The organism is Erythrobacter sp. S259 (genome assembly GCF_057364965.1).
The window spans coordinates 1,060,619-1,083,571 of the sequence record NZ_CP200286.1 but is presented as its reverse complement, the minus strand read 5'-3'; the positions used below and the strand labels follow the sequence as shown (position 1 = coordinate 1,083,571).

Below are 22,953 nucleotides of genomic sequence, written 5' to 3'. Positions count from 1 at the left end.
AATTCCCCCTAGGCCAGTGGTCCAGTGGGATCGTCCATAGTGCCCATAAGTATTGATCAATACCAAATGAAAGGCAAAAGGACGGTGCACCGGCGCCTTTGATTTCGCCGTCTCTATACTCATGTTTCGCCGATTGTCATAACCTAAAAAACACCCAGATCAACGCCTTCGGAAATAGACAATCCCAATTCTCGGCATTTCTTTTCTGTCTGCGGTGTGATTTCTTTGCGCTTCAATATCTCTTCTGGTGTTTGAGCGTTGAAGTTTATCACCATTGGTTCTGAGACACGTTTAAGCCTCCATCCGGCGGCGATCCGGTCAATCTGTTTTTGTGTTCCTTCGCCATCTGATCCAGCAGCAATGATGGTCGCGTAAGGCCTCCCCTCTATCTTCCCCAGAACAGGGTAGTAGTTGCGGTCAAACATGTCCTTCATTTCGCCGCTCATTGAGGCAAGGTTCTCTGGACAGACAAAAAGGTATGCGGACGCAGCCATCAAATCGTGCGCTTGCGTATCTCGCGCCCGAAGAAGGCGAACGTTTGCTCCCGAAGCAGCAGCACGCGCCATTTGTTTGCTCGCCCCTGTCCGGCTATGCCAGATTACCAAGAGCGTCCTACCTTCACTCATCCAGGCACCAATCCCAGCAGACTGTCGATTGTCAATGCCGGAGTCTGTCATACGCCCTACGGATGGGCTACTCCGAGAACATGGCAACCCGTTCTCTTACAAATGTCCTTGGTGTTTCAAACTCGCTTGGCGGCAAAGAGTGGTCGTGGCGAGGCGGCACGATGGACTGTGCTGAGGGAACCTACGGTCTTGGCTCTGATATTTTGGCGCAGTTGATGCTGTCCCGCGGCGTCGCCCGCGATGAGATTGAAAAGCACGCAAACCCCACAATGCGCAATTTCCTCCCCAATCCATCTGAGTTCAGAGATATGGATCAGGCCGCAGATCGCATTGTCAAAGCTATTTTGGGCGGTGAGACGATCACGGTTTACGGCGACTATGATGTCGATGGTGCCACCAGTTCGGCGCTGCTGATTGATCTGCTAAGCTCTCTTGGAATTGAAGCGGGATATTACATTCCAGACCGCCTTCTGGAAGGGTATGGCCCAAGCGGAGAGGCTCTGGTGCGTTTGGCAGAGCAAGGGTCTGAGCTCATCATTACCGTGGATTGCGGCGCTATGGCGCATGAAGCTCTGACTATGGCGCGTGATGCCGGTGTTGATGTGATCGTCGTTGATCACCACAAATGTGCACCCGACCTTCCCCCGACCGCGGCGCTCGTCAATCCGAACCGCCTCGATGAAAGTGACCTTGCTGCATCCCACGGGCACCTTGCCGCCGTTGGTGTCGCGTTTCTTTTGGCAATCGCAATCGTTCGCACACTTCGCGCTCAAGGCTATTTCGAAAACCGCAAAGAGCCCGATTTGATGGGCCTGCTTGATCTGGTCGCACTTGGAACGGTCGCGGATGTTGCGGCATTGCACGGGCTAAACCGCGCATTTGTTGCTCAAGGCCTCAAAGTGCTGGCGCGGCGGGACCGGATCGGGATGGCAGCCCTTATTGATGCAAGCCGATTGAAACGAGCGCCCATTGCCTCTGATCTTGGCTTTGCTTTGGGACCGCGCATCAATGCCGGGGGGCGGATTGGCGAGTCCACTTTGGGTGTAAGGTTGCTAACAACCCCAGACCCCGAAGAAGCCCGCGCCATTGCAGAGCAGCTCTCCGCTCTCAACGAAGAGCGCCGCGCGATAGAGGCCGAGGTACAGGCGGCGGCAGAAGCGCAATTGGAAGGCCAGCACAATATGGCTGTTCAAGTGCTCAGCGCGACTGGCTGGCATCCGGGTGTCATTGGGATTGTCGCTGGGCGGATAAAGGAAAAAACAGGCAAACCCTCAATCGTGATTGCGCTTGATGGAGAGGGCGCTGGTAGCACGGGCAAAGGTTCGGGCCGCTCGATCAGCGGGGTAGATCTGGGCGCCGCAATCATTGCAGCGCGCGAGGCAGGGCTATTGGAAGCTGGCGGAGGGCATGCAATGGCAGCAGGCCTCACAATTGCCAGCGATCAACTGTCCGCATTCAGCGACTTTCTCGACACAAGGCTAGCGCGCGAGGTGGAGCGCGCCCGTGCATCGCAATCAATGAAGCTCGATTTGTCGCTCGCACCAGGAGGCCTAACGCCCGAACTTGTGGCTATGTTGGAGACCGCTGGCCCGTTTGGCGTGGGTTGGCCTGCCCCGAGAATAGCGGTTGGCCCGGTGCGCGTGATCAAAGCCGATATTGTCGGCAAAGATCACCTGCGCGTCATTGCAGCGGGTCAGGATGGCAAAAGCTTCAAGGCAATTGCTTTCCGGGCGGCAGAAACCGAGATGGCGCAAACCCTTATGCACCGTAGCAAAGCGCGCCTTTTCCATTTCGCAGGCCGCGTGAAATTGGACGATTGGGGCAACAGGCCAGCAGCAGAACTTCATCTCGAAGACGCAGCATTTGCCGATTGAGATGTCCGTCAATGTCGGCGCGCGGCCAAGGCCTAGATAATTTTTCTCAGAACTTCTCCAAACAGGACTTGACCGTTTCTCACAGCCCCCCTAGATGCGCGCTTCCGCAATTGAGCGTGGCCCCTTCGTCTAGCGGTTAGGACGCGGCCCTTTCACGGCTGAAACACGGGTTCGATTCCCGTAGGGGTCACCACCTCCCCCTTGGTCTAGCAAGGGTTTTGTGGCGGCAAGTTTTAGGGTGTACCCTGACTTGCCCTCTCCAAGAAAATAAGCTGTTTGACCTGCGCGCTGGGCATGCTTAGGCGCATTCATCATGAATACTGGTTTGAGCTTCCCCCAAACGGGCATCTTCCTCGCAGTTGCAACGAGCGGAGTGATGGTTCTTTTCGGATCGGAGCCAGCTCTTGTATTCTCGGTTTTCGTGGTCTGGGTGGGCTCCTTATTCCTTGTCTCTGCGAGGCCTCCCGAGCCCACTTCGCTAAACACCAGAAAAACGCTCAGTCTATCGACCATGCACGAGCTTCTGGAAAATTCCTCGACGCCCGTGCTTGTTACCGAACGCAATACAATCGCTGTTGCCAATCGTTCGGCGCGAAAGCTCTTGGGTGAACACATTATCGACCAAGACGCGCGTGTAATCTTTCGCCAACCTGCAGCGATTGCGCTGCTTGATAAGGTTGGCGGCGGGCAGGCGATCGTACGCGGTCTTGTCAGACGGCAGGATATCTGGCGGATAAATCGGCAGACGATTGATGATGAGCTTGCCGTGTTCGAACTCATCAACAAGAATGCGGAGGCCGATATCAGTCGCGCGCACACGGATTTTGTTGCGAATGCCAGCCACGAATTGCGGACGCCGCTTGCCTCGATCCTTGGATATGTCGAAACCTTAAGCGAAGATGGCACCGCTTTTGACGCGCCCACCTCGCAAAAGTTCTTAAACACGATCCAGCGTGAGGCAAAGCGCATGCACAGCCTCATCAGCGATTTGATGAGCCTGTCCCGGGTCGAGGCTGAAAAACATGACTTGCCCCAGAAAGAACTCGAACTCGCACCCCTGATTGAACGAGCTGCACGTGATGCTGCGGGCCTTGAGCGCACAGACAGGCTCAATTTTGAATTGATCGAGAAACCCGTTGTTCAAGGCGATCAACAGCAACTCGAACAAGTGGTGCGCAACCTCGTTGAGAACTCACTCAAATATGGCGCGGTCGATGCCGACGTGCGTATTCGGCTCGATCATTCAAAACTGGGAGAGGCGCGCATCACAGTGAGCGACAAAGGCGAAGGTATAGCCCCGGAGCATGTCCCCCACCTCACACGGCGCTTCTACCGCACTGACCCAGGCCGAAGCCGTGCTTCAGGCGGAACAGGGCTTGGCCTTGCAATCGTCAAACACATCGTTGAACGCCACCGGGGCCGGCTCGACATTGTAAGCGATGAGGGCGTGGGAACCAGCGTGATTATCCGGCTGCCCATTATATCGGGGCAAGAGGTGAATGACCGTGCAAATGGTTCGGTGAGTGATCTGGAAGCTGATTTGATAGGGAGCCCGATTAGCGATCAGGGCGTCAGCCAGACCGGGATCGCGGGCATAAAATTTTGAGCCGATCCTGTCTCGGACCGGGTTATCCACCATTGTCATTTTTCTGACATATTACCGTCATTCAAGCGTAACAAGCTGGTCATATTGGCATCGCAAAACGGTCACATAAGCCGACTGTTGTAGAGGAACCAAATAAATGACAAGCCGAAAAACGGTCGCAATTTTTGCAGCGATTTTATGTTGCACTGTCTCTAGTCAAGCTCTTGCACAAGACCCACAGTCAAATTCTGAAGAGATCGAAGCGCTGAAAGCCGAGCTGCTTCGCCTGGCACAGCGTATTCAAGAGCTCGAAAGCGGCATTACCCAAAACGCACAAGCTGCAGAGGCTGCTCAGACGAGCGCACGATTGGCGCAAGATGCAGCAAGCACAGCGCAGACTGTTGCGCAATCTGCCACGGACACTGCGCAGGCAGCGACATTGGCGGCCAATTCCGCACCGCAGGTTAATCTTAAAGCGGCGCCAGAGATCAAAGATGACCGCGGCTTCAGCTTCAAACCACGCGGCCGCGTGAATATCGACTTTGGCTATGTTAGCGCGCCCAACTCCACCGGTGCAGACAGCGGTTTTGATGCAGAGGCTCGCCGTATCCGTCTCGGCGCATCGGGGAAAATCCCCGGCGGTTTCAAATACAAAGTCGAAGCTGATTTCGCAGAGAACGAAGTCGCTCTTACCGACGCACTTGTCTCTTACACCGATGGCGGGTTCACCATTCAGGCCGGTCAATTCAACCCTTTTTGGGGTCTTGAAGAGATTTCAAGTTCGCTCCACACCTCTTTCATAGAGCGCTCGGCATGGACGGACGTCATCCCCTTTGAACGCCGTGTGGGTGCCGCAGGCATCTACAAGACTGATGAAATCATGTTCCAGGCCGGTGTCTTTAGCGACAACAGCGAAGATCTCCCCAATGACAATACCAGCTTTGACAGTCGGTTTGTCTATGCGCCAAAGTCGGGCAACACTCAGCTGCATTTTGGCGGCTCTGTTCACTACAACATCTTGGGTGAAGGCAGTGAACTGCGTTATCGGCAACGTCCACTCGTCCACTTCACCGACAACCGCTTCATCGACACAGGCCGCTTCCCAGCGACAAGCGAACTGGGCATTGGCCTGGAAGCAGCAGCTATTTCCGGACCTTTCCACGTGTCGGTTGAAGGTTTCAACCAAAGGGTGAACCGCCCCGGCGCGCTCGGCAATCCAGACTTCTTTGGCGCATCAGCGGAGGTCGGTTACTTCCTTACAAAAGGTGATACGCGCGGCTATAAGCTGGGCGAATTTGACCGCGTGAAGCCGAACAATCCCGTTGGCGAAGGCGGCAAGGGCGCTGTTCAACTGAATTTGCGCTACGACTATCTCGATATGAATTCGCAAGGGATCATCGGCGGGACGCAGGACAGCGTGCAGGCTTCCGTAATCTGGACCTTCACTGACTACACCAGACTTCTGTTTAACTATGGCCTCTTGTCATATGACGACGCCGCTTTCCCAACTGCGACCGGCGATACGTCTTACAACGTCCACGTATTCGGCGCCCGGGCTCAAGTCGACTTTTAAGCGTAATATGACGGTCACCTATGCACGGCCTGTGCATAAAATTTATGACCGTCTGTCTCTAAGCTGAAACATCTATCCCTATTGGACATCTCCAATCTCTTAAGGAGTGAATACAATGACACTTGGCAAAACCGCCATCCTACTCGCTGCCTCTACCCTTGCTCTTGCCGCCTGCGGCGACGAGCTGGGCGAAGTGGACAGCCGCGAGACCATCCGTTCGGTCGGCTCATCCACCGTTTTCCCATTTGCCAAAGCGGTTTCTGAATCGCTCGCTCGCTCGAACCCAGAGCTGCCAGCGGTTGTAATCGAATCCACCGGCACCGGCGGCGGCATGAAGCTGTTTTGCTCAGGCGCAGGCCTCAATACACCATCTGCCACCAATGCATCACGGCGTATGAAAGCATCGGAATTTGCCGATTGTCAGGAAAACGGCGTTGCTGACGTGATCGAAATGCAAGTGGGCCTCGACGGCATCGCCTTTGCCTCTGCACAAGGCGGCATTGAGCTGAACCTTACACCAAAGATTGTCTACGAAGCGTTGGCCGCTGCCCCATACGGCGGCGAGCAGACAACGAAAACCTGGGCCGATGTCGATCCTTCGCTCCCTGCCCTTCCTATCCTCGTATACGGTCCGCCTACCACATCGGGCACACGCGATGCGCTTAAAGAGCTGATCCTTGAAGTTGGCTGTGAATCGAACCCTGAGATGGAAAGCCTCAAGGAAGAAGATGAGGACAAATACGACCAGGTCTGCACCGAAGTGCGTGCTGATGGGCTGTATGTTGATCAGGGCGAGCAGGACAATCTGATCGTTCAAAAGATCGAGGGCAATGAAAACGCCGTTGGCGTATTCGGCTATTCGTACCTCGAAGAGAACGCAGACAAAGTTCAAGGTCTTCCTATGAACGGCGTTGACCCAACGTATGAGAACATCTCAAGCTTTGCCTATCCGGGTGCGCGTCCGCTGTTTGTCTACGTGAAGAAAGCGCATGTTGGCGAAGTCAGCGGCCTCGCTGAATATCTGACCGAGTGGACAAAAATGTGGGAACGCGGTGGCCCTCTGGCTGGCATTGGACTAGTGGCATCGCCAGACGACGTTATGGCTGCAGATCTCTCAGCTGCAACTGAGTACACGACCCTCGACGGGTCTGAGCTTAAGTAAGGCCTTTCGTGTAGGGTCTTTGATGTAAGGACAGTTCGCTGGCAGCTTCCCTTCTCTTGGTTCTGGGCTTGGCCCTTGCCGGGTGGTTGTCAGCGCGCAGCCGCGCATGGGCGCTTCGCGCTGATGCAGGCGGGCGCCTTGCCAGCCTTCCTAACTACCACGGTTGGTATGTGGGTCTCTGGATCTTCATACCGACCGTCATTTTTGTCTTCATTTGGAACGCGATCTCTCCGGGGCTCGTGCTCCAATCGGTTTTGGGAAGCGCTGCTGCCGAAAACCTTCCGGCTATCGAGAGCGCCCGTCTGGATGCTTTGAGAGAAGCGCGCTCTGTGGCAACTGGAGCAGCTGCTTCAGCCACCAATCCGGACGCACTCGCGCTGGTTGCGCCTTTCAGCGATGCTCTATCGCAATATCGCTGGATTGGAATTGCGCTGACTTTGATCATTGCAGGCGCTGCTGGTGCTTACAGCTTTCTCAAGATCAAACCCGACTTTGGCGCGCGCACCCGGGTTGAGCGCGTGATCATGGCCTTTTTGATCCTCGCCTCTTTGGTCGCGGTTTTCAGCACATTTGGGATTTTGGCGAGCCTCATTTTCGAAACCTTCCGTTTCTTTGAAATGGTCTCACCGATTGACTTTCTGTTTGGCACTTTCTGGTCCCCCGACCCCATGGCCAATCCGGATAATCCAGACCCAACGCGCTACGGCGCAATCCCGCTGTTCTGGGGCACTTTGCTAATCGGTGCGATTATTGCGATGATCGTTGCAATACCTCTGGGAATGATGAGCGCGATCTACCTCACCCAATATGCGCACCCTCGTTTCCGCGCATGGGCAAAGCCTGCTTTGGAAATCCTCGCCGGTGTACCGACCGTGGTTTATGGTTACTTTGCAGCGCTTACCGTTGCGCCAATGATCCGCGACTTTGCAATGTCTGTGGGGATCGCCAATGCCTCGTCTGAAAGCGCGCTTGCAGCGGGGCTTGTTATGGGCGTGATGATCATCCCATTTGTTTCGTCAATGGCAGACGACAGCATTGCCGCTGTCCCTCAAGCGATGCGCGATGGCAGCCTTGCGATGGGCGCGACAACCTCCGAAACGATCAAACTGGTGCTAGTCCCGGCCGCTCTTCCCGGCATTGTCGGCGGCGTTATGCTAGCAATCAGCCGCGCAATCGGAGAAACCATGATCGTGGTTATGGCCGCTTCAACGGCTGCCAATTTATCGGCGAACCCGCTCGATTCAATGACCACCGTGACCGTGCAAATTGTCGCGATGCTAACTGGTGAAGGCAGCTTTGATCACCCGGCTACACTCAGCGCCTTTGCGCTCGGTTTCATACTTTTCCTAGTGACACTCGCGCTCAATTTCATCGCCTTGAGCGTCGTCAAAAGGTATCGCGAAGCATATGAGTGATGCCATCACCCCTCCATCGGGCGAGCCACACACAGGGCTCCAACCGGTCAGCGCGCACCGCACTGAGCGTTTTGAGAAGCGTTTGAAGGCTCGCTACGCACAAGAGAAACGCTTTAAGGCAATCGGCTTTGGTGCGATTTCTTTCTCGGTCCTTGTCTTAATCCTGCTGCTGGGAAACATGCTCTTCAATGGCCTTGGCGGATTTCAGCGCGCTGAGCTATCGGTCGAGATTGACTTTGTTCAAAGCGGATTGCGAGCCCCTGAGGCAGCTGCAAGTCCAGCTGAAACGATGCGCAGCCTCGATAATCAGGGCCTGCGCGCAGTGGTCTCGAGCGCTGCTCAAACGAGCCTTGGCGCCGAAGGCGCAGAGCAATTGAACAGTGAGGCGTGGCGCGAAGTCGCCAGCATAATCTACGATAATCCCACGATCCTGACGCGCAAAGAAGTGCTGTCTTTGCCTGCGTCAGCTGATCTTTCCGCCGGGTATTCAGGTGAAGGCTCGCCCGCGATGAAAACCTTGGCAAGCGACCTTTCATCAAAAGGGGTTTTGGAAAAGAACTTCGATTTCGGTTTCCTTGAACGGTCCGATGCGACCGACCCGCAGCTCGCCGGCATCTGGGGCGCACTTAAGGGGTCTGTCCTCACGATGTTCGTGACCTTCCTGCTCGCCTTTCCTATCGGAATCATGGCCGCGCTCTACCTTGAAGAATATGCACCCAAAAACCGGTGGACCGATTTCCTCGAAGTCTCGATCAACAACCTTGCGGCCGTGCCGTCCATCATTTTTGGTCTCTTGGGTCTGTTCTTTTTGATGACGGCTTTCCCGACCTTGCGCTCTACTCCGATTATCGCAGGGATCACGCTCGCTTTAATGACGATGCCTGTCATCGTGATCTCGGGCCGCAACGCCATTAAAGCTGTACCGCCGTCTATCCGCGACGGCGCGCTTGCTGTGGGCGCATCTCCAGTCCAGGTTGTGTTTCATCACGTATTGCCGCTTGCGATGCCTGGCATGCTGACTGGCACCATCATCGGCATGGCCCGGGCTCTGGGTGAGACTGCTCCGCTAATCCTTATTGGCCTTCGTGCCTTTGTCGCATCGCCTCCCGATGGCCTCACTTCCGCTGCAACCGTGCTGCCTGTACAAATCTTCTTGTGGTCCGATGAAATCGACCGCGGTTTTGTGGAACGCACAAGTGCCGCTATCATCGTCCTTCTGATTGTCCTCCTTATGATGAATGGTCTCGCCATTTATCTGCGCAACAAGTTTGAGAAATCCTGGTGACCAAAATCCATCCCAATCTTGAAGCCGTCGATCCAAAGATGAACGCTGAGGGCGTGTCGGTTTATTATGGCGATAAGCAGGCGATCAAAGACGTCTCTATTGGCATTCCTGCCAAATATGTGACGGCCTTTATTGGTCCGTCAGGCTGCGGCAAATCGACGTTCCTTCGTGCACTGAACCGGATGAATGACACCATTCCGTCCGCTCGGGTTGAAGGACAAATCGAGCTTGACGGCGAGAACATCTACTCCAGCAGCATGGACGTGGTGCAATTGCGCGCGCGGGTGGGAATGGTCTTTCAAAAGCCAAACCCTTTCCCCAAGTCAATCTATGACAACATCGCTTATGGCCCGCGCATTCACGGGATTTTTGAGCAAAAAGGCGACCTGGACGGGATTGTTGAGAATTCTCTGAGGCGCGCTGGTCTATGGGAAGAGGTCAAGGACCGCCTCAATGATCCGGGCACCGCACTGTCCGGCGGACAGCAGCAGCGTTTGTGCATTGCGCGGGCAATTGCAGTTGATCCAGAAGTTATCTTGATGGACGAGCCGTGCTCTGCGCTTGACCCCATCGCGACCGCAAAAATCGAAGAGCTGATCGCGGAATTATCCGGCCGCTATGCTATAGTCATCGTCACGCACTCGATGCAGCAAGCAGCCCGCGTGTCTGATCGCACGGCTTTCTTCCATCTTGGAGAAATCGTCGAATACGGCCGTACATCGGATATATTCACAAACCCAATCGAGCAGCGCACTAAAGACTATATCACTGGGCGGTACGGCTAATGACAGACCATACGGTAAAGGCGTTTGACGAGGACATCACGCGGCTTCGCGGTCTCATCGGCGAAATGGGCGGCCTTGCAGAAGTTGCAATCGAGGAGGCTTTGGCCTCCCTGGTCACTGGCGATGCGGCGCGCGCGCAAAAGGTTGTCGAAGGCGACAAGAAGCTGGATGAGCTCGAGATGCAGGTCGACAAGCTGGCCATTCGTGTCATCGCCCTTCGCGCTCCTATGGCCGACGATCTGCGAGAAGTGATCGCGGCGCTTAAGATTGCCGGTGTGATTGAGCGGATCGGTGACTATTCCAAAAACATCGCGAAACGTGTCGGGAGTGTCGAGGGCAAGGACCGGTTTGAACCGCTAACCCTTCTTCCCGCTATGGGCGAAGTCGCGGCTGAAATGGTCCATGACGTGCTCACCGCCTATGCCGCGCGCGATCCCGATCTGGCGCGCGAAGTCATCGCGACAGACAACAAGGTCGATGCGTTCTACAACAGTATTTTCCGCAATCTTGTGAGCTACATGGTGGAAAACCCTGCAACCATTTCGAGCGCAGCGCAGCTTCTGTTTGTGGCTCGCAATCTGGAACGAATTGGTGACCACGCCACCAATGTCGCAGAAATGGTGCACTTCGCAGCAACGGGCACATACCCGCCAGAAGATGACCGCTAAAGCAACAAGGCCGCGCGCTGATGGTATTGAGCGCCGGTGTCATTAAATTGTAGCTGAGATGAAACATCATCTGGACTGAGGGTTCGCATAAAGAAATCGAGCTTAGGAGGCATACGTTATGATCGCAGCCAAACTGTTGCTCGTCGAAGACGATCCGGCACTGTCAGAGCTCCTCGAATATCGTTTTCAGAACGAGGGCTATCAGGTGCGTTGCACCAAGGATGGCGATGACGCGATGATCCTTGCACGCGAAGAGGTGCCGGATCTCATCATTCTCGATTGGATGATCGAAGGCACTAGCGGCATCGAAGTGTGCCGCCAGCTGCGCCGCGATAAAGAAACCGCGCATGTGCCGATCATCATGCTGACCGCACGCGAAGCCGAAGATGACCGTGTGCGCGGCCTTGAGATGGGCGCTGATGATTACCTCACAAAACCATTTTCCCCGCGCGAACTGCTGGCCCGTGTGGCCGCCGTTATGCGCCGCATTCGCCCTGCACTCGCGGGGGAAACCATTGAAGTGGGCGACATCAAACTCGATCCGGTAGCTCATCGGGTGCAGCGCCGGGGTCAGTCACTGCAATTAGGCCCAACCGAATACCGCCTGCTCAAGTTTTTTATGGAGAGCCCAGGCCGCGTTTTCAGCCGCGGGCAGCTTCTCGACGGGGTCTGGGGGACGGGCTCTGACATTGAACTGCGCACCGTTGACGTCCACATCCGCCGCCTTCGCAAGGCAATTGATATCGAAGGGGTGAAGGACCCTATCCGCACGGTACGCTCAGCCGGATACGCGCTCGAGACGGCTTAAAGCGTTGTTTTAACGACAGACGCCGAGCATATTCCCGCCCTGATCAAAGTGAAAGTGATCGGCATGAGCAGCGTTATAGTCGGGCGATAGGACCACCGCGAAAACATCGCATGCGCCATCGCGGATCTCGCGTAAGAAACGCGCCTTATCCGCATCACCATTCCAATCGCCGATCAGGCTTATCCGTCTGCCATCTTCCAAGACGACAGCGCTAATATCAATCGCATTGCCGCTCGCGTGCTGGCTCCAATTTTCGGACGAGCCGCGTATTCGCCGGCAATTGTAAACGCCCATATGCTCAAAACGCGCCGCACCGCTTCCGAAGGTTTCACGCGCCGCAGGCTCGACGCTTCGCGTGCGCCAGAGCTCAAGCGCAGCGGCCACCGGGCAAGTGGTTGCAGGATTGCTGGGGCTCAGGGGAAACTGGGTGAGCTGCGTGCGATCTGGCCGCGCGCATTCCCCCTCCCCGGTCTCCGGAAGGACCGTGTAGGCCACATCGCTTCGATCAAGGACAGCGCGGCACTGATCAATATCATCGCGCAAAGCATCCATCTTGATTGCGGTCGCATATCCAACCGGATGACGCAGATCGAGCGGGGCCATCGGGTTATGCTGGGGATGCTCTTGAAGCCAATCCCATCCCATCAATCCCAATGTCGCAACAACACCGAGAACAAGAAGACGGCGCAGCAGGCGAGCTGTGAGGCTTGTCTGTGTTTTTGCCATGATGGGCCCTTAATGAAAATCGCGCGACTTAGGGATGATCCTATGGTTACGCGGATGGCCACCTGGTGTTCCAAGATTGGGGCCAGGATTTGGCGGTAACTGATCAATCATGTCGCGCGGATTTACGACTTCTCTTGAGACAGGCACCTTACGCCCCTGCGAATGAGATTGCAGCGGCGTGTTCACATGGTCTGCGCGCGCCAAAGGTGCGTTGAGCATATCATCAGAAAGAGCATAAAGCTGATCGCTGGCATCGGTCATATGGTGAGCGATCACATGGATCACCTCATCATCATATTCAACGCGGCCCCGCACCTCCATAAGCCGTGCGCCCATCACCACCTGGCGCTGTTTTTCCTTAAGGTCCGGCCATACGACAAGGTTCACAACGCCGGTCTCATCCTCGAGCGTGATGAAACACACGCCCTTGGCTGAGCCCGGCCGCTGGCGGATGAGGACCACGCCTGCGACCTGCACAATAGAGCGGAACTTGCGATTGCGAAGGTCGCTAGCACGCACAAACCCGCGCTCTGCCAGACTGGGCCGAAGGAACGCCAGCGGGTGCGCTTTTAGGCTCAAACGCGTGGTCTGATAATCGTTCACCACCTCCTCAGAAAGCGGCATTGTAGGGAGTTTGGTAGGCACCTTTTCGGCTCCTTCATCGCGCTCTTCAGCCGCACGAAACAGCGGTAAGTCAGGCGCTGCGATCAGGCTTCGCGCATCCCAAAGAGCCTGCCGACGCGCAAGGTTCAGCGAAGTAAAAGCATCGGCGCTCGCAAGCCGTTCGATATGAGGAGGCGACAGCCCTGCCCGCTCACGCAGCTCAGCCACATCGCGGTAAGGACCATTCTCCGCGCGTTCTGCGACAAGCTGTGCTGCGACATGTTCATGGAAGCCGTCGATTTGGCGCAGGCCCAGGCGCAGGGCTATGTGTTTGTCATGGCGGTGTTTGTCTTGTCGGTCTTCTTCTTGATCTCGACCCTTGCTGGTTTCGCACAGAGAACGCAGAGGAAAGGGAGAGGCAGAGATATTGTGCCCGCCGAAGGCGTTCTCACACTCTCCAGCTTTGTTTCCAGACGCACCCTTGAAAGAAGAAAGCGGCTTTACCGCAGATCCAACTTCTCTGCGTTCTCTGCGCGAAACAAATTCTTCTCCAATCCCCTCGCCCACCTCTTCCAACGTACAATCCCACTGACTGCAATTCACATCCGCTGGAAGAACCTCAACCCCGTGCTGGCGCGCGTCTCTCACAATCTGTGCAGGCGCGTAAAATCCCATCGGTTGAGAGTTCAACAAAGCCGCCGCGAAAGCAGCCGGGAAATGGCATTTGAGCCAGCTTGAAACGTAAACCAGATGCGCGAAAGACGCCGCGTGGCTTTCGGGGAAACCGTATTCGCCAAAGCCTCTGATCTGATTAAAACAGCGCTCAGCAAACTCGGGATCATAGCCGCGTTCCACCATGCGCCCGACCATCATATCTTGCAGCTCATCAACCATACCGCGCGAGCGAAACGTCGCCATAGCTTTGCGCAGACGGTTTGCCTCTTTGCTGGAAAACTTGGCCGCATCCAGAGCGATCTTCATCGCCTGTTCCTGAAAGATTGGCACGCCCAAAGTTCGCTCCAAAATGTTGGAAAGCTCATCGGGCGGTCCGTGGATAGGCGACGGCTTGGGGATTACCACCTGCTCGGCCCCACGCCGACGTTTGAGGTACGGGTGCACCATATCGCCTTGGATGGGACCGGGGCGCACAATTGCGACTTGGATCACCAGATCGTAAAACTCACGCGGGCGAAGGCGCGGGAGCATGTTCATCTGCGCGCGGCTCTCCACTTGAAAAACACCGAGCGAGTCCCCCTTGCGCAGCATCGCATAGGTCTCCGGGTCCTCGCGCGGAACAGTCGCCAGAGTTAAAGAGCGTTCATGATGCGCCTCAAGCAAATCGAGGCATTTCTTGATGCAGGTCAGCATTCCCAGCGCGAGCACATCGACCTTAAGGATACCCAGCGCCTCAATATCGTCCTTGTCCCACTCGATAAAAGACCGCTCTGGCATAGCGCCATTACCAATCGGCACCGTCTCGGTGAGCGGTCTGTCGGTTAGGATAAATCCGCCCACATGCTGGCTAAGGTGACGGGGCATTCCGATCATCTGCTCGGTCAGAGCCAGCACGCGCTTCAAATGCGGATCGGTCACATCCAGACCGCTCTCGCCCGCATGCTTCTCACTGATCTCGCGGCCCCATGAACCCCACACGCTTTTGGCAAGGCGCGAAGTGACATCCTCAGACAAGCCCATCGCCTTGCCCACTTCGCGGATCGCCATGCGCGGACGGTAATGGATGACCGTCGCCGTGAGCCCAGCGCGCGCGCGGCCATATTTGGCGTAGATATACTGGATCACCTCCTCGCGCCGTTCATGCTCGAAATCGACGTCGATATCGGGCGGTTCCTTGCGGTCTTCGGAGATGAAACGGTCGAAAAGCAGTGCATGTTTAGCAGGATCAACAGAGGTGATTTCGAGGCAATAGCACACGGCCGAATTAGCAGCTGACCCCCTGCCCTGACACAAGATCGGCGGGTCAACGCTGCGGGCAAAATCGACGATATCCTTGATGGTGAGGAAATACCGCGCAAGATCGAGCTTTGCAATCAAGGCAAGCTCGCGCTCCAACGTATCACGGACGCTTTCTGGAACGCCATTAGGATAGCGCCGCTCGGCCCCTGACCATGTCTCAACCTCGAGATATTCCTGCGGGCTCATGCCATCGGGGTAGATTTCGTCGGGGTATTCGTAGGCCAGTTCATCGAGCGAAAAGTCGCAATTGTCCGCCACCTCGCGCGCGGCGCGGATCGCATGGGGCCAGCGTTCGAACAGGCGCACCATCTGCTCGGGCGACTTAAGATGCCGCTCTGCATTGGCATGAAGCAGGTGCCCGGCCTCTGCCACCGTGGTCTTGTTTGCAATCGCCATCATAACATCCTGCAAAGGACGGCGCGAAGGGGCGTGATAATGCGCATCGTTAGTGGCGAGTAGAGTAAGAGTGTTTTCCCGCGCTAATCTGTCAAGCTCATCAATCCGCGCCACATCATCCCCTCTGTAGAGATAGCTTGCAGCCATATGGCGCAGGCTCCCAAATTGCTGAGCGATACGGGGGAGAAGCTTGGGGAAAGGAGCGGTGAGCTTTACTCTATCATCATCCCGGCCACCGAGCCGGGAACCAGCCTGCCTCTCGCCTGCCTCAAGCGAGCTGGACCCCGGATCAAGCCCGTGGTGACGAAAGGGGACCACATTGCTTTCAACTTCAATGGTGAATTGCGCAGTCAGATCATCAGGCGGGAGCAGGATGAGTTGAACGCCGTCAGAGTGCTCCGCCAACATCGCAAGGCTGATCTCGCACACGCCCTTTTCCTGCCATTCGCCGCTTATCGTCTGCATTCGCCCTTGGCTGATGAGACGCGATAGGCGGCCATAGGCGGCACGGGTTTTGGGATAGGCGAGAAAGGCGAGCCCCTCGACCGTCTCTATCCGTGTGCCGATAATGGGGCGCAGTTTGAGGGTTTTGGCTTCGGTGTGGAGCCGCACCACGCCTGCAAAACTGTTGGCATCCGCCAGCCCCAACGCATCATAGCCAAGGGCGCGCGCCGTCATCGCCAAGTCCACCGCATCAGAAGCACCGCGAAGAAAGCTGAAACAGCTCACCAACCCCAGTTCCACAAAGGACGCGGGTGGCGGCGGTTCGATCAGGTTAGGATCAAGCTCCAGCGTGCGTTTGTCAGGGGTAAGCGGGGCCTCGGGCATATCACGAGGCCACCTCTGCAAGCCGCCTCTGCACTGCCGCGAGATCGCAGGCGAACAACTCTTGTTGAGCCGCCCTCGCCTCGCCTTCGAGCCTCAGCAAATAGGACGGGTGGGCGGTGATCCACAGCTCGCTGCCATCTTCGAGAGGGACAGGCCTGCCGCGCTCTTTGGCAAGGCTCACCGTGCGGCCAAGCATCGCTCTCGCAGCGCTTGCGCCCAGGGCAAGAACCACGCGCGGGGCGACCACTTTGCGCTCGGCCTCAAGCCACCAACGGCAAGTATCAATTTCCTTGGCTTGCGGCGTCTGGTGGATGCGCCGTTTCCCGCGTGCAACAAATTTGAAGTGCTTGACCGCGTTGGTGACATAAGCGCTCCTTCGGTCAATCCCGGCTTTATCGAGATAGACATCAAGCAGTTGGCCAGCAGGACCCACAAAGGGTTTGCCCGCCAAATCCTCTTGGTCCCCCGGCTGCTCGCCCACGATCATCAAGGAAGCGTCAACAGCACCCTCGCCCATAACCGCGCGGGTTCCGCATTCGGCAATGGGACAATCGCGGCAGGCGCTGATCCCTTGGGCTATGGTCTCAAGGTTTGAGGGCACTTCGCGAACCTCACGCTCGCCCGCAGCCACCATGCCAGCCTCGCGCGCTTGGGCTCCTGCGATAAGCTGCGGGATGAGTTCCGCCTCAGGCATATTCTTCCAATATTTCTTCGGCATCTCCGACAGCATCGCGCCGACTTTGAGCCGCGCGGGATTGAAGATCGAGGCGTAGTAGGACTTCCAAAGCGCCTCCACCGGGTCACCCGCCGGCGCATCTTCGCGGCGCGCTGGAGGGCCTTCGCGCATCGTCTCGCCGTCCCAATGGATTGAGCCGCGCGGGGTCAGGATAGACCAGCGCATATTGGCAAAACGGCGCATGAAAAAGCCTGCCTCGCGGCGCACGATGTGGTGGTCTGGTTCAAACCAGGCGACGTAGTGTTCTCCGCTCTCATCTTCGACTTCCCGGAAGCGCACAAAGGCGTGCATCTTGTGGGCATCGCGGCGGACCTCTTTGTCGAGCTCTTCAATGCGGCGCACGTCTGTGTCGGCGCTGTCCTGCATCATGCCGGGCTGCGATTGGAGACGCCATAAGGTACGGTAGAGGAGGCTGAAGCGCTCTGGGGCCGAGTGGACACACACATTGCGCGCCAAGCGCATAAAGCGTTTGGATGCGCGCACCTCGCTTGCATTCGCTTCGGGAACAGGCAAGCGCTTCTCACCTCTGGAAGGGCCTTCGTAAGCGAACAAATCACCCGTCCTTCCCGGCTCCCCCCAACTCACCCGGTCTGGTGGCACATCGCACTGGATAAGCTGCCGCGCACGTTCGCGCCAAAAGGCGAAGTCATCGGGGCGCGGCAGGTGGACGACGTAGTGAGCGCCAAGAGAGACGTTTTGGAGCGCGGTCATATTCTCCCCTCCCGCCTGCGGGAGGGGCTGTGAGACTTGCGAGCTTGCTCGCTAGTCGCAGCGGGGTGGGCCCACGCAACCTTGCTGGCCCACCCCCAACCCCTCCCGCAAGCGGGAGGGGAGCAAGTTGAGCCAAACCCCATCAAAAGAGCTCCAACTGCTCTTGCTTGGGCGCGAGCATTGATCGCAAATCCGCCCGGTCGGTGAGGCGCGTTGGCCGCCAATCCGCCGCCACCAGAAAGGGCCGTACCTTGGCTATAGATTGGGTGAGCCGCCCGACATCCTCCAATCGCAAACGCCTGTGCCGCCGCGCTTTCAGAATGCGGCCAACCGCTGTCGTCCCCAGGCCCGGCACGCGCAAGAGCTGTTCCTTGGACGCCCGGTTCACATCGACCGGAAACTCGCCCCGAAACTTCAGCGCCCAAGCAAGCTTAGGATCAATATCAAGCGGAAGGTTCCCATCCTTCTCCGTCGCATCAGCTACATCATTTGCGCCGAACCCATAGAACCGGATCAGCCAATCGGATTGATACAATCGGTGCTCACGCATCAAAGGTGGCCGTTTCAAAGGCAGCACCGCGCTTGCATCGGGGATCGGGGAAAAGGCGCTGTAATAGACCCGCCTGAGGCCAAACTGATTGTAAAGACCGCTCGCCCGCCCAACGATGGCTGCATCATTGGCGTCGTCTGCGCCCACAATCATCTGTGTCGATTGCCCCGCAGGTGCAAAACGCGGCGCGTGGCGAAAACGCTTTCGTTCGTCCTTTGCCTGAATGATGCGAGATTTGGTCTTCGCCAGAGCCCCTTCAATCTCCTCCTGATCCTTATCAGGAGCAAGCTTCGTCAGCCCAGCGCGCGTCGGCAATTCCACATTGATCGACACACGGTCTGCATACATCCCCGCCTGCTCGATCAGTTCAGGATCAGCCTCTGGAATGGTCTTGAGATGAATATAGCCGCGAAAATCATATTCCTCGCGTAGGATCCGCGCAGACTCCATCAACTGCTCCATCGTGTGATTGGAGCTTTTGATAATGCCGGAGGACAAGAAGAGCCCTTCGATATAATTGCGCTTGTAGAAATTGATCGTGAGGTCCGCGACTTCCTGAGGCGTGAACTTCGCGCGCGGCGTGTTCGAGCTTTTGCGGTTCACACAGTAATGGCAATCAAAGATGCAGTGATTGGTGAGCAGCACCTTAAGCAACGAGATGCACCGCCCATCAGGCGCATAAGCATGACAAATGCCCATCCCCTCGGTCGAGCCCACACCTTTGCCGCCGATCGAGTTTTTCTTCGCCGTCCCTGACGAGGCACAAGACGCATCATATTTCGCCGCGTCGGCGAGGATTTCCAGCCTTTCGCGTAAAGGCTTTTGAGGGGAACGCTGAATCATATGTTCTTTGTATGTTCTATTTCCCCTTCCGGCAACTGCAAATTATGACCTTACTATAGAACCAACACACGCATCGCAGCGCAGCGCCATAGGCCACCCGGCCTACACACAGCGACGTAAACTCTCCGGGGAATTTCGGAAGGGCCAGAATCATCGTATTTACGTCTCAGAATTTAAGGGGACGTCCCCCAAAGGAGACTAAAATGAAAAAGCTTGCCTATATCGGTGTTGTTGGCCTTGGCTCACTCGCAGTTGCTGCATGCAGCAATGCACAAGCGGCCTCAGGCAGCACAACCACCCCTATCACCCAAGCTGAAGTAGCCGCTGCTCAAAAAGCCTGGGGCGAAGGCATCGTTGATATCGGCGCAACCTACACCAATGAAGGTGACTACCGCGCCCGCGCCGCTCAGCACATTGAGACACACTATGCCTATGGTGAGGATGCAAACATCCTGTTCAAGCCAACTCTTGCTGCTGAAGACCAATTCCGCGAGACCTCTGAAGAAGCGCTCAGCTACTTTGTGGGCACTGAAGGCACTGAAGATGGCGGGTTTGCTATAGCGCCTTACACAAACGTCGCTTGGGAAAACAACGGCACCGTGATCTCAGATAGCGGCGACATGGCAGTAGCTATGGGCAATTACATGTTCACCGGCACTGACGGCAATGTAACCAAGGTTGAATACTCTTTCGCTTACGAACGTGACGAAGACGGCGAGCTGAAAATCGTCCTTCACCACAGTTCAATGCCTTACAGCGCGAGCTAAAACGCCGCTTTCCTCGAATGGAAAAGCAGCTGAGAGAGCTACAAACGCAAAAGGGGCCGGATGTTACTCCCGGCCCCTTTTTTGTGCATATCTAGGTTATGAAAGACCGCGCGAGCTATATCTGGTGCATGCGCTGCTTGTCTTGAGAACTGGCGCTGTGCACGCTGGTGTACAGGTGATCGAGTATGGCGATGTGCATCGGATGTTGGAAAGCCACGCCTGCCGTTTTTTCATCCACCCACACCACTTCACCAAGCGGCGCATTGATGCCGTTCATACGGATGGTCACACGGTCGCCAACATTGGCAAAGCCAGCCCTTGCTTGCAGTTTGCATCCCCCTCGGAGATATCAATAAGATCAGCATAGATGGCGCGTGATTGCACTCGCCCCTTTACCATCAGGTGAAGGGCGCGCCGATCAGATCTGCGAGGGGTTTCAACCATTGCCATGGAGGGATAGTCGCAGAAATAAGTAAACAAAAGCTAACCGGCGAGTAACCATTTACAATAGTTCACAAAACCCCTCCCGCACCAATGCCTCTTCATGCATCCAGGCCATGCAGAAACCACTCAGGTGTCCCGCCCCGGCCATCGCCTGCAATCCCTGAGCGATATATCCAATAGCGCGCGCCTTTTGCGTCTTCGATACGGTAATAATCGCGCAGGCGTGTGGTCGACCGTTCGCGCCACCATTCAGGGGCAATGCGCTCAGGCCCTTCGACACGGGCAACTTCGTAAACGCGCGAGCGCCAACGGAAGCGCTGCGGATAGCCATCGGGCGAGGCATAGAGCACAGCGATCTTCTCAGCGCGGTCGAGCAGTTTAAGCGGCCTTTTCCCAGGCGGTGCCAGAGTGTCGCAGGCAGCGACAGCGCCAAGTGGGGGCTGCCAGCTTTGGGCGCGTTCGGGCAGGTGGCTGGCGTGAGGGACCGGGCGGCGCACGGCGTGGGGGCCAAGACGCACACTCAGCCGGTCGATGCAGGCGGAAAGCGAGATGCCGTGGCGCTCTGCGGCTTCCTCCACATCGCCCTGCGTGGCGGCAAAGGGTTCTGTCCAACTGGCCCGCAGACGCACGGTTTCAATGCCAAAGCCTGCCTCAATCCCCTCCAGCTTTTCTGCAAACAGGCGGGTGATGTGTTCAGGGTCCCGCGTGGCAGCGGCGAGTTCCAAGCGGCGCACAACCACCTCTCCATCGACCCGCCAAAGCCCAAGCTCTAACCGCCTTGCCCCCTGCCCCTGCGCCTCCAATTCACGCGCCATATCTTGGGCCAAGTCACCCAGCACTTGGTCAAGCAGCGAGCGGTGACGCAATGGCTCCATCAAGCGGCGCTGCACCAGAGGCATATGCTGAGGGACCACAGGAAGAAGCGGCTCGGGAACGCGGCCCAGCAGCTGGTCGAGGCGGATCAGCGGGTTTGCCGCAGGCGATTTGCGGCCGCGAAAGCGCCGGTGGAGGGCGTCGCGTGCAGCCGCCTCGCTGCGATTGATCGCGCCAGTGGTGATATCAGCAAGGTCGCCTAAACGCTTAAGGCCAAGGCGGCGCAAGACTGTGAGCACATCGGTATCGAGCCTGAGCGCTGCGGCCGGAAGATCGGCAAGTTGGCGCATCATAGCCTCCCCCGTAGAGGCGTTAAGGATACTGCCACGCGGCCCGTAATGCGCCCCATAATGTGCAAGCGCCCATGCCGCGCCCGCTGAGGGAGCAATCGCCGCGCGGACGGCCAGATGCCGCCTGGCAAAGGCGCGCTCCACATCGGCGAGAAGCCGTCGCTCACCACCAAAGAGGTGTGCTACCGCTGTCACATCAACGATCACGCCGTCGGGCGGATCAAGCGCGCTCCACGGCCCCCAACGCTGTGCCCACACGGCAAGCTTTTCAAGGAACGCGAGGTCGCCTGCCGGGTCTGCCGGAGCGGTTTGAAGCTGCGGATAGAGCGCGCGCGCATCGGCCAGCATCTGTCCTGAGCGAGCACCCGCTGCGTGCCCCGCCGCATTCACCGCATCAATGCGGGGGCCATGAGCGGTCTCGGTGATGAGGACGGTTGGCGGTTCTTTCCCCGCCGCTGCTTCATCACTCTCTTGCGCATCATCCCCGCGCGACAGCCGCCAGCGATCGACCGAAAGTCGCGCGCACCAGATGGCCATTATGCGCCGATCCATACGCCGTTCTTTGCTGGGCTCTTTTGGAGGGTTTGAAAGGGTCATTGGGCGTATGCTCGAGAGGGCGCTCAGTTTCTTTGGTGGGTTGCTTTTGTGGTCGTTTCTGGGGCGGGGTGGAGATGCACAGTCGCGTCCCATCGTGGGCCAGCTTCCACTCCCCCGGCGCATGGGAGCGCGCCCGGAATAACTCCGCCTGCCAAGCGGGCTCCCCCGGCGCCTGCATATTCCATCTGGGTTCCGCTGAAACCGCAGACCGCGCACGCCACCGCATCCTTGCCGAAGACAAATCCGCATCCGCCTCAAGCCGTACCAGCCATAAGGCTACCCCGTGCTTTTCAGCTGTCAGACTAAGCCTGCGCGAGGCGGTGAAGTCGAGCGCGCGGGGGTTGCCAGCAATCTCTCCGATCACACAGGCAAGCTCGCGGCATTTGAGTCCCTCCTCCAGCGCAAACAGAGCATCCTCAGCTTTCTGAGCCTCGACACAGATCACCCGCTCGCGCCATTCTTCTGGCAGCGCGTGGATATAAGGCCGCCCGTTCATCTGGACCGCGCGTTTGTCCTGCACCCACAAAAGCTGCCGCCTGTCCTCGGCCTCTGCCAGTGCATCATCGCTCGCGCCCGCAACCGGCGCAGCAACATTTATGGCATCGCGCGCCAAAGCAAGCGCCAGCCCCGCCCCGCTGCCATTACGGGCGCTGGCAAAAATCTCGCTATGCAAAGGCTGATCCGCCAATCCCGGACGCCAACGCGCCTCGCGCTGTTTTGACAGAGCGGCGACATCCACACCCGAGAGGTGCGCAAGGGGCGGCGCTTCAGGCCGGGAAAGAGGATCGGGTTTCGTCATAGGAACATACAAAGAGACTCATAGAAAGACCCTTT

18 protein-coding genes and 1 tRNA gene are annotated in these 22,953 nt (G+C 57.1%); 11 read left to right on the top strand and 8 right to left on the bottom strand.

Going from position 1 to position 22,953, the window contains the following annotated elements:
- Positions 1-143 precede the first annotated feature (143 nt).
- Positions 144-677 (bottom strand): flavodoxin family protein, encoded by a 534-nt coding sequence (locus AC0V60_RS05090; protein WP_486177426.1) that lies wholly within the window; start codon positions 675-677, stop codon positions 144-146.
- A gap of 29 nt (positions 678-706) precedes the next feature.
- Between AC0V60_RS05090 and recJ the strand changes: the two genes are divergently transcribed.
- The 10 genes from recJ (at position 707) to phoB (ending at position 11,781) form a co-directional block, all read left to right on the top strand.
- The gene (gene recJ / locus AC0V60_RS05085; protein ID WP_486177425.1) at positions 707-2,500 is read left to right on the top strand and encodes a single-stranded-DNA-specific exonuclease RecJ; all 1,794 of its coding nucleotides are present in this window, start codon (positions 707-709) and stop codon (positions 2,498-2,500) included.
- 118 nt (positions 2,501-2,618) lie between these two features.
- Positions 2,619-2,693: transfer RNA gene (locus tag AC0V60_RS05080), tRNA-Glu, on the top strand.
- Between the two features lie 120 nt (positions 2,694-2,813).
- Positions 2,814-4,106, top strand: a complete 1,293-nt coding sequence (locus AC0V60_RS05075; protein ID WP_486177424.1) for a sensor histidine kinase — start codon at positions 2,814-2,816, stop codon at positions 4,104-4,106.
- A 136-nt stretch (positions 4,107-4,242) separates the two neighbouring features.
- Positions 4,243-5,658, top strand: coding sequence for an OprO/OprP family phosphate-selective porin (locus tag AC0V60_RS05070; RefSeq protein ID WP_486177423.1), 1,416 nt, complete (start codon positions 4,243-4,245; stop codon positions 5,656-5,658).
- Between the two features lie 115 nt (positions 5,659-5,773).
- Positions 5,774-6,820 (top strand): substrate-binding domain-containing protein, encoded by a 1,047-nt coding sequence (locus tag AC0V60_RS05065; RefSeq protein WP_486177422.1) that lies wholly within the window; start codon positions 5,774-5,776, stop codon positions 6,818-6,820.
- Between the two features lie 56 nt (positions 6,821-6,876).
- Entirely contained in the window at positions 6,877-8,235 is a 1,359-nt protein-coding gene (gene pstC / locus AC0V60_RS05060) for a phosphate ABC transporter permease subunit PstC (protein ID WP_486177421.1), read from the top strand.
- Entirely contained in the window at positions 8,228-9,520 is a 1,293-nt protein-coding gene (gene pstA, locus AC0V60_RS05055; protein ID WP_486177420.1) for a phosphate ABC transporter permease PstA, read from the top strand. The genes pstC and pstA overlap by 8 nt, the downstream gene beginning before the upstream one ends.
- 38 nt (positions 9,521-9,558) lie before the next feature.
- Complete coding sequence (gene pstB / locus AC0V60_RS05050) at positions 9,559-10,305, top strand: phosphate ABC transporter ATP-binding protein PstB (protein WP_486179444.1); 747 nt, start codon at positions 9,559-9,561, stop codon at positions 10,303-10,305.
- Entirely contained in the window at positions 10,305-10,973 is a 669-nt protein-coding gene (gene phoU, locus AC0V60_RS05045) for a phosphate signaling complex protein PhoU (RefSeq protein WP_486177419.1), read from the top strand. Before pstB ends, phoU begins: the two co-directional genes overlap by 1 nt.
- A 118-nt stretch (positions 10,974-11,091) precedes the next feature.
- Positions 11,092-11,781 (top strand): phosphate regulon transcriptional regulator PhoB, encoded by a 690-nt coding sequence (gene phoB, locus AC0V60_RS05040; protein WP_486177418.1) that lies wholly within the window; start codon positions 11,092-11,094, stop codon positions 11,779-11,781.
- A 9-nt stretch (positions 11,782-11,790) separates the two neighbouring features.
- Here phoB and AC0V60_RS05035 read toward each other — a convergent pair whose 3' ends face one another.
- The 4 genes from AC0V60_RS05035 to AC0V60_RS05020 form a co-directional block, all read right to left on the bottom strand.
- On the bottom strand, positions 11,791-12,507 hold the full coding sequence (locus AC0V60_RS05035) for an extensin-like domain-containing protein (RefSeq protein ID WP_486177417.1): 717 nt from the start codon (positions 12,505-12,507) through the stop codon (positions 11,791-11,793).
- 9 nt (positions 12,508-12,516) lie between these two features.
- On the bottom strand, positions 12,517-16,308 hold the full coding sequence (locus tag AC0V60_RS05030) for an error-prone DNA polymerase (RefSeq protein ID WP_486177416.1): 3,792 nt from the start codon (positions 16,306-16,308) through the stop codon (positions 12,517-12,519).
- Between the two features lies 1 nt (position 16,309).
- Positions 16,310-17,755 (bottom strand): UdgX family uracil-DNA binding protein, encoded by a 1,446-nt coding sequence (locus AC0V60_RS05025; RefSeq protein WP_486177415.1) that lies wholly within the window; start codon positions 17,753-17,755, stop codon positions 16,310-16,312.
- Positions 17,756-17,897: 142 nt separating this feature from the next.
- Positions 17,898-19,148, bottom strand: coding sequence for a putative DNA modification/repair radical SAM protein (locus tag AC0V60_RS05020; protein WP_486177414.1), 1,251 nt, complete (start codon positions 19,146-19,148; stop codon positions 17,898-17,900).
- A 203-nt stretch (positions 19,149-19,351) separates the two neighbouring features.
- Here AC0V60_RS05020 and AC0V60_RS05015 point away from each other — a divergent pair, with 203 nt between their 5' ends.
- On the top strand, positions 19,352-19,915 hold the full coding sequence (locus tag AC0V60_RS05015; protein ID WP_486177413.1) for a phosphoribosyl-AMP cyclohydrolase: 564 nt from the start codon (positions 19,352-19,354) through the stop codon (positions 19,913-19,915).
- A gap of 115 nt (positions 19,916-20,030) precedes the next feature.
- Here the strand turns inward: AC0V60_RS05015 and AC0V60_RS05010 are convergent, their stop codons facing one another.
- From AC0V60_RS05010 to AC0V60_RS05000, 3 genes are all read right to left on the bottom strand, one after another.
- Complete coding sequence (locus AC0V60_RS05010; RefSeq protein WP_486177412.1) at positions 20,031-20,192, bottom strand: hypothetical protein; 162 nt, start codon at positions 20,190-20,192, stop codon at positions 20,031-20,033.
- A 265-nt stretch (positions 20,193-20,457) separates the two neighbouring features.
- Positions 20,458-22,074 carry a DUF6504 family protein gene (locus AC0V60_RS05005; protein WP_486177411.1) on the bottom strand — a complete coding sequence of 539 codons (1,617 nt, stop codon included), beginning with the start codon at positions 22,072-22,074 and terminating at the stop codon, positions 20,458-20,460.
- Entirely contained in the window at positions 22,001-22,918 is a 918-nt protein-coding gene (locus AC0V60_RS05000; RefSeq protein WP_486177410.1) for a recA-like protein, read from the bottom strand. The genes AC0V60_RS05005 and AC0V60_RS05000 overlap by 74 nt, the downstream gene beginning before the upstream one ends.
- Positions 22,919-22,953: the final 35 nt, after the last annotated feature.

What these genes read in the sequence shown, in the direction of transcription:
- AC0V60_RS05090 (WP_486177426.1), bottom strand. Translation starts at nt 677, where the DNA reads ATGACAGACTCCGGCATTGACAATCGACAGTCTGCTGGGATTGGTGCC.
- recJ (WP_486177425.1), top strand. Translation starts at nt 707, where the DNA reads ATGGCAACCCGTTCTCTTACAAATGTCCTTGGTGTTTCAAACTCGCTT.
- AC0V60_RS05075 (WP_486177424.1), top strand. Translation starts at nt 2,814, where the DNA reads ATGAATACTGGTTTGAGCTTCCCCCAAACGGGCATCTTCCTCGCAGTT.
- AC0V60_RS05070 (WP_486177423.1), top strand. Translation starts at nt 4,243, where the DNA reads ATGACAAGCCGAAAAACGGTCGCAATTTTTGCAGCGATTTTATGTTGC.
- AC0V60_RS05065 (WP_486177422.1), top strand. Translation starts at nt 5,774, where the DNA reads ATGACACTTGGCAAAACCGCCATCCTACTCGCTGCCTCTACCCTTGCT.
- pstA (WP_486177420.1), top strand. Translation starts at nt 8,228, where the DNA reads ATGAGTGATGCCATCACCCCTCCATCGGGCGAGCCACACACAGGGCTC.
- pstB (WP_486179444.1), top strand. Translation starts at nt 9,559, where the DNA reads ATGAACGCTGAGGGCGTGTCGGTTTATTATGGCGATAAGCAGGCGATC.
- phoU (WP_486177419.1), top strand. Translation starts at nt 10,305, where the DNA reads ATGACAGACCATACGGTAAAGGCGTTTGACGAGGACATCACGCGGCTT.
- phoB (WP_486177418.1), top strand. Translation starts at nt 11,092, where the DNA reads ATGATCGCAGCCAAACTGTTGCTCGTCGAAGACGATCCGGCACTGTCA.
- AC0V60_RS05035 (WP_486177417.1), bottom strand. Translation starts at nt 12,507, where the DNA reads ATGGCAAAAACACAGACAAGCCTCACAGCTCGCCTGCTGCGCCGTCTT.
- AC0V60_RS05030 (WP_486177416.1), bottom strand. Translation starts at nt 16,308, where the DNA reads ATGCCCGAGGCCCCGCTTACCCCTGACAAACGCACGCTGGAGCTTGAT.
- AC0V60_RS05025 (WP_486177415.1), bottom strand. Translation starts at nt 17,755, where the DNA reads ATGACCGCGCTCCAAAACGTCTCTCTTGGCGCTCACTACGTCGTCCAC.
- AC0V60_RS05020 (WP_486177414.1), bottom strand. Translation starts at nt 19,148, where the DNA reads ATGATTCAGCGTTCCCCTCAAAAGCCTTTACGCGAAAGGCTGGAAATC.
- AC0V60_RS05015 (WP_486177413.1), top strand. Translation starts at nt 19,352, where the DNA reads ATGAAAAAGCTTGCCTATATCGGTGTTGTTGGCCTTGGCTCACTCGCA.
- AC0V60_RS05010 (WP_486177412.1), bottom strand. Translation starts at nt 20,192, where the DNA reads ATGAACGGCATCAATGCGCCGCTTGGTGAAGTGGTGTGGGTGGATGAA.
- AC0V60_RS05005 (WP_486177411.1), bottom strand. Translation starts at nt 22,074, where the DNA reads ATGGATCGGCGCATAATGGCCATCTGGTGCGCGCGACTTTCGGTCGAT.
- AC0V60_RS05000 (WP_486177410.1), bottom strand. Translation starts at nt 22,918, where the DNA reads ATGACGAAACCCGATCCTCTTTCCCGGCCTGAAGCGCCGCCCCTTGCG.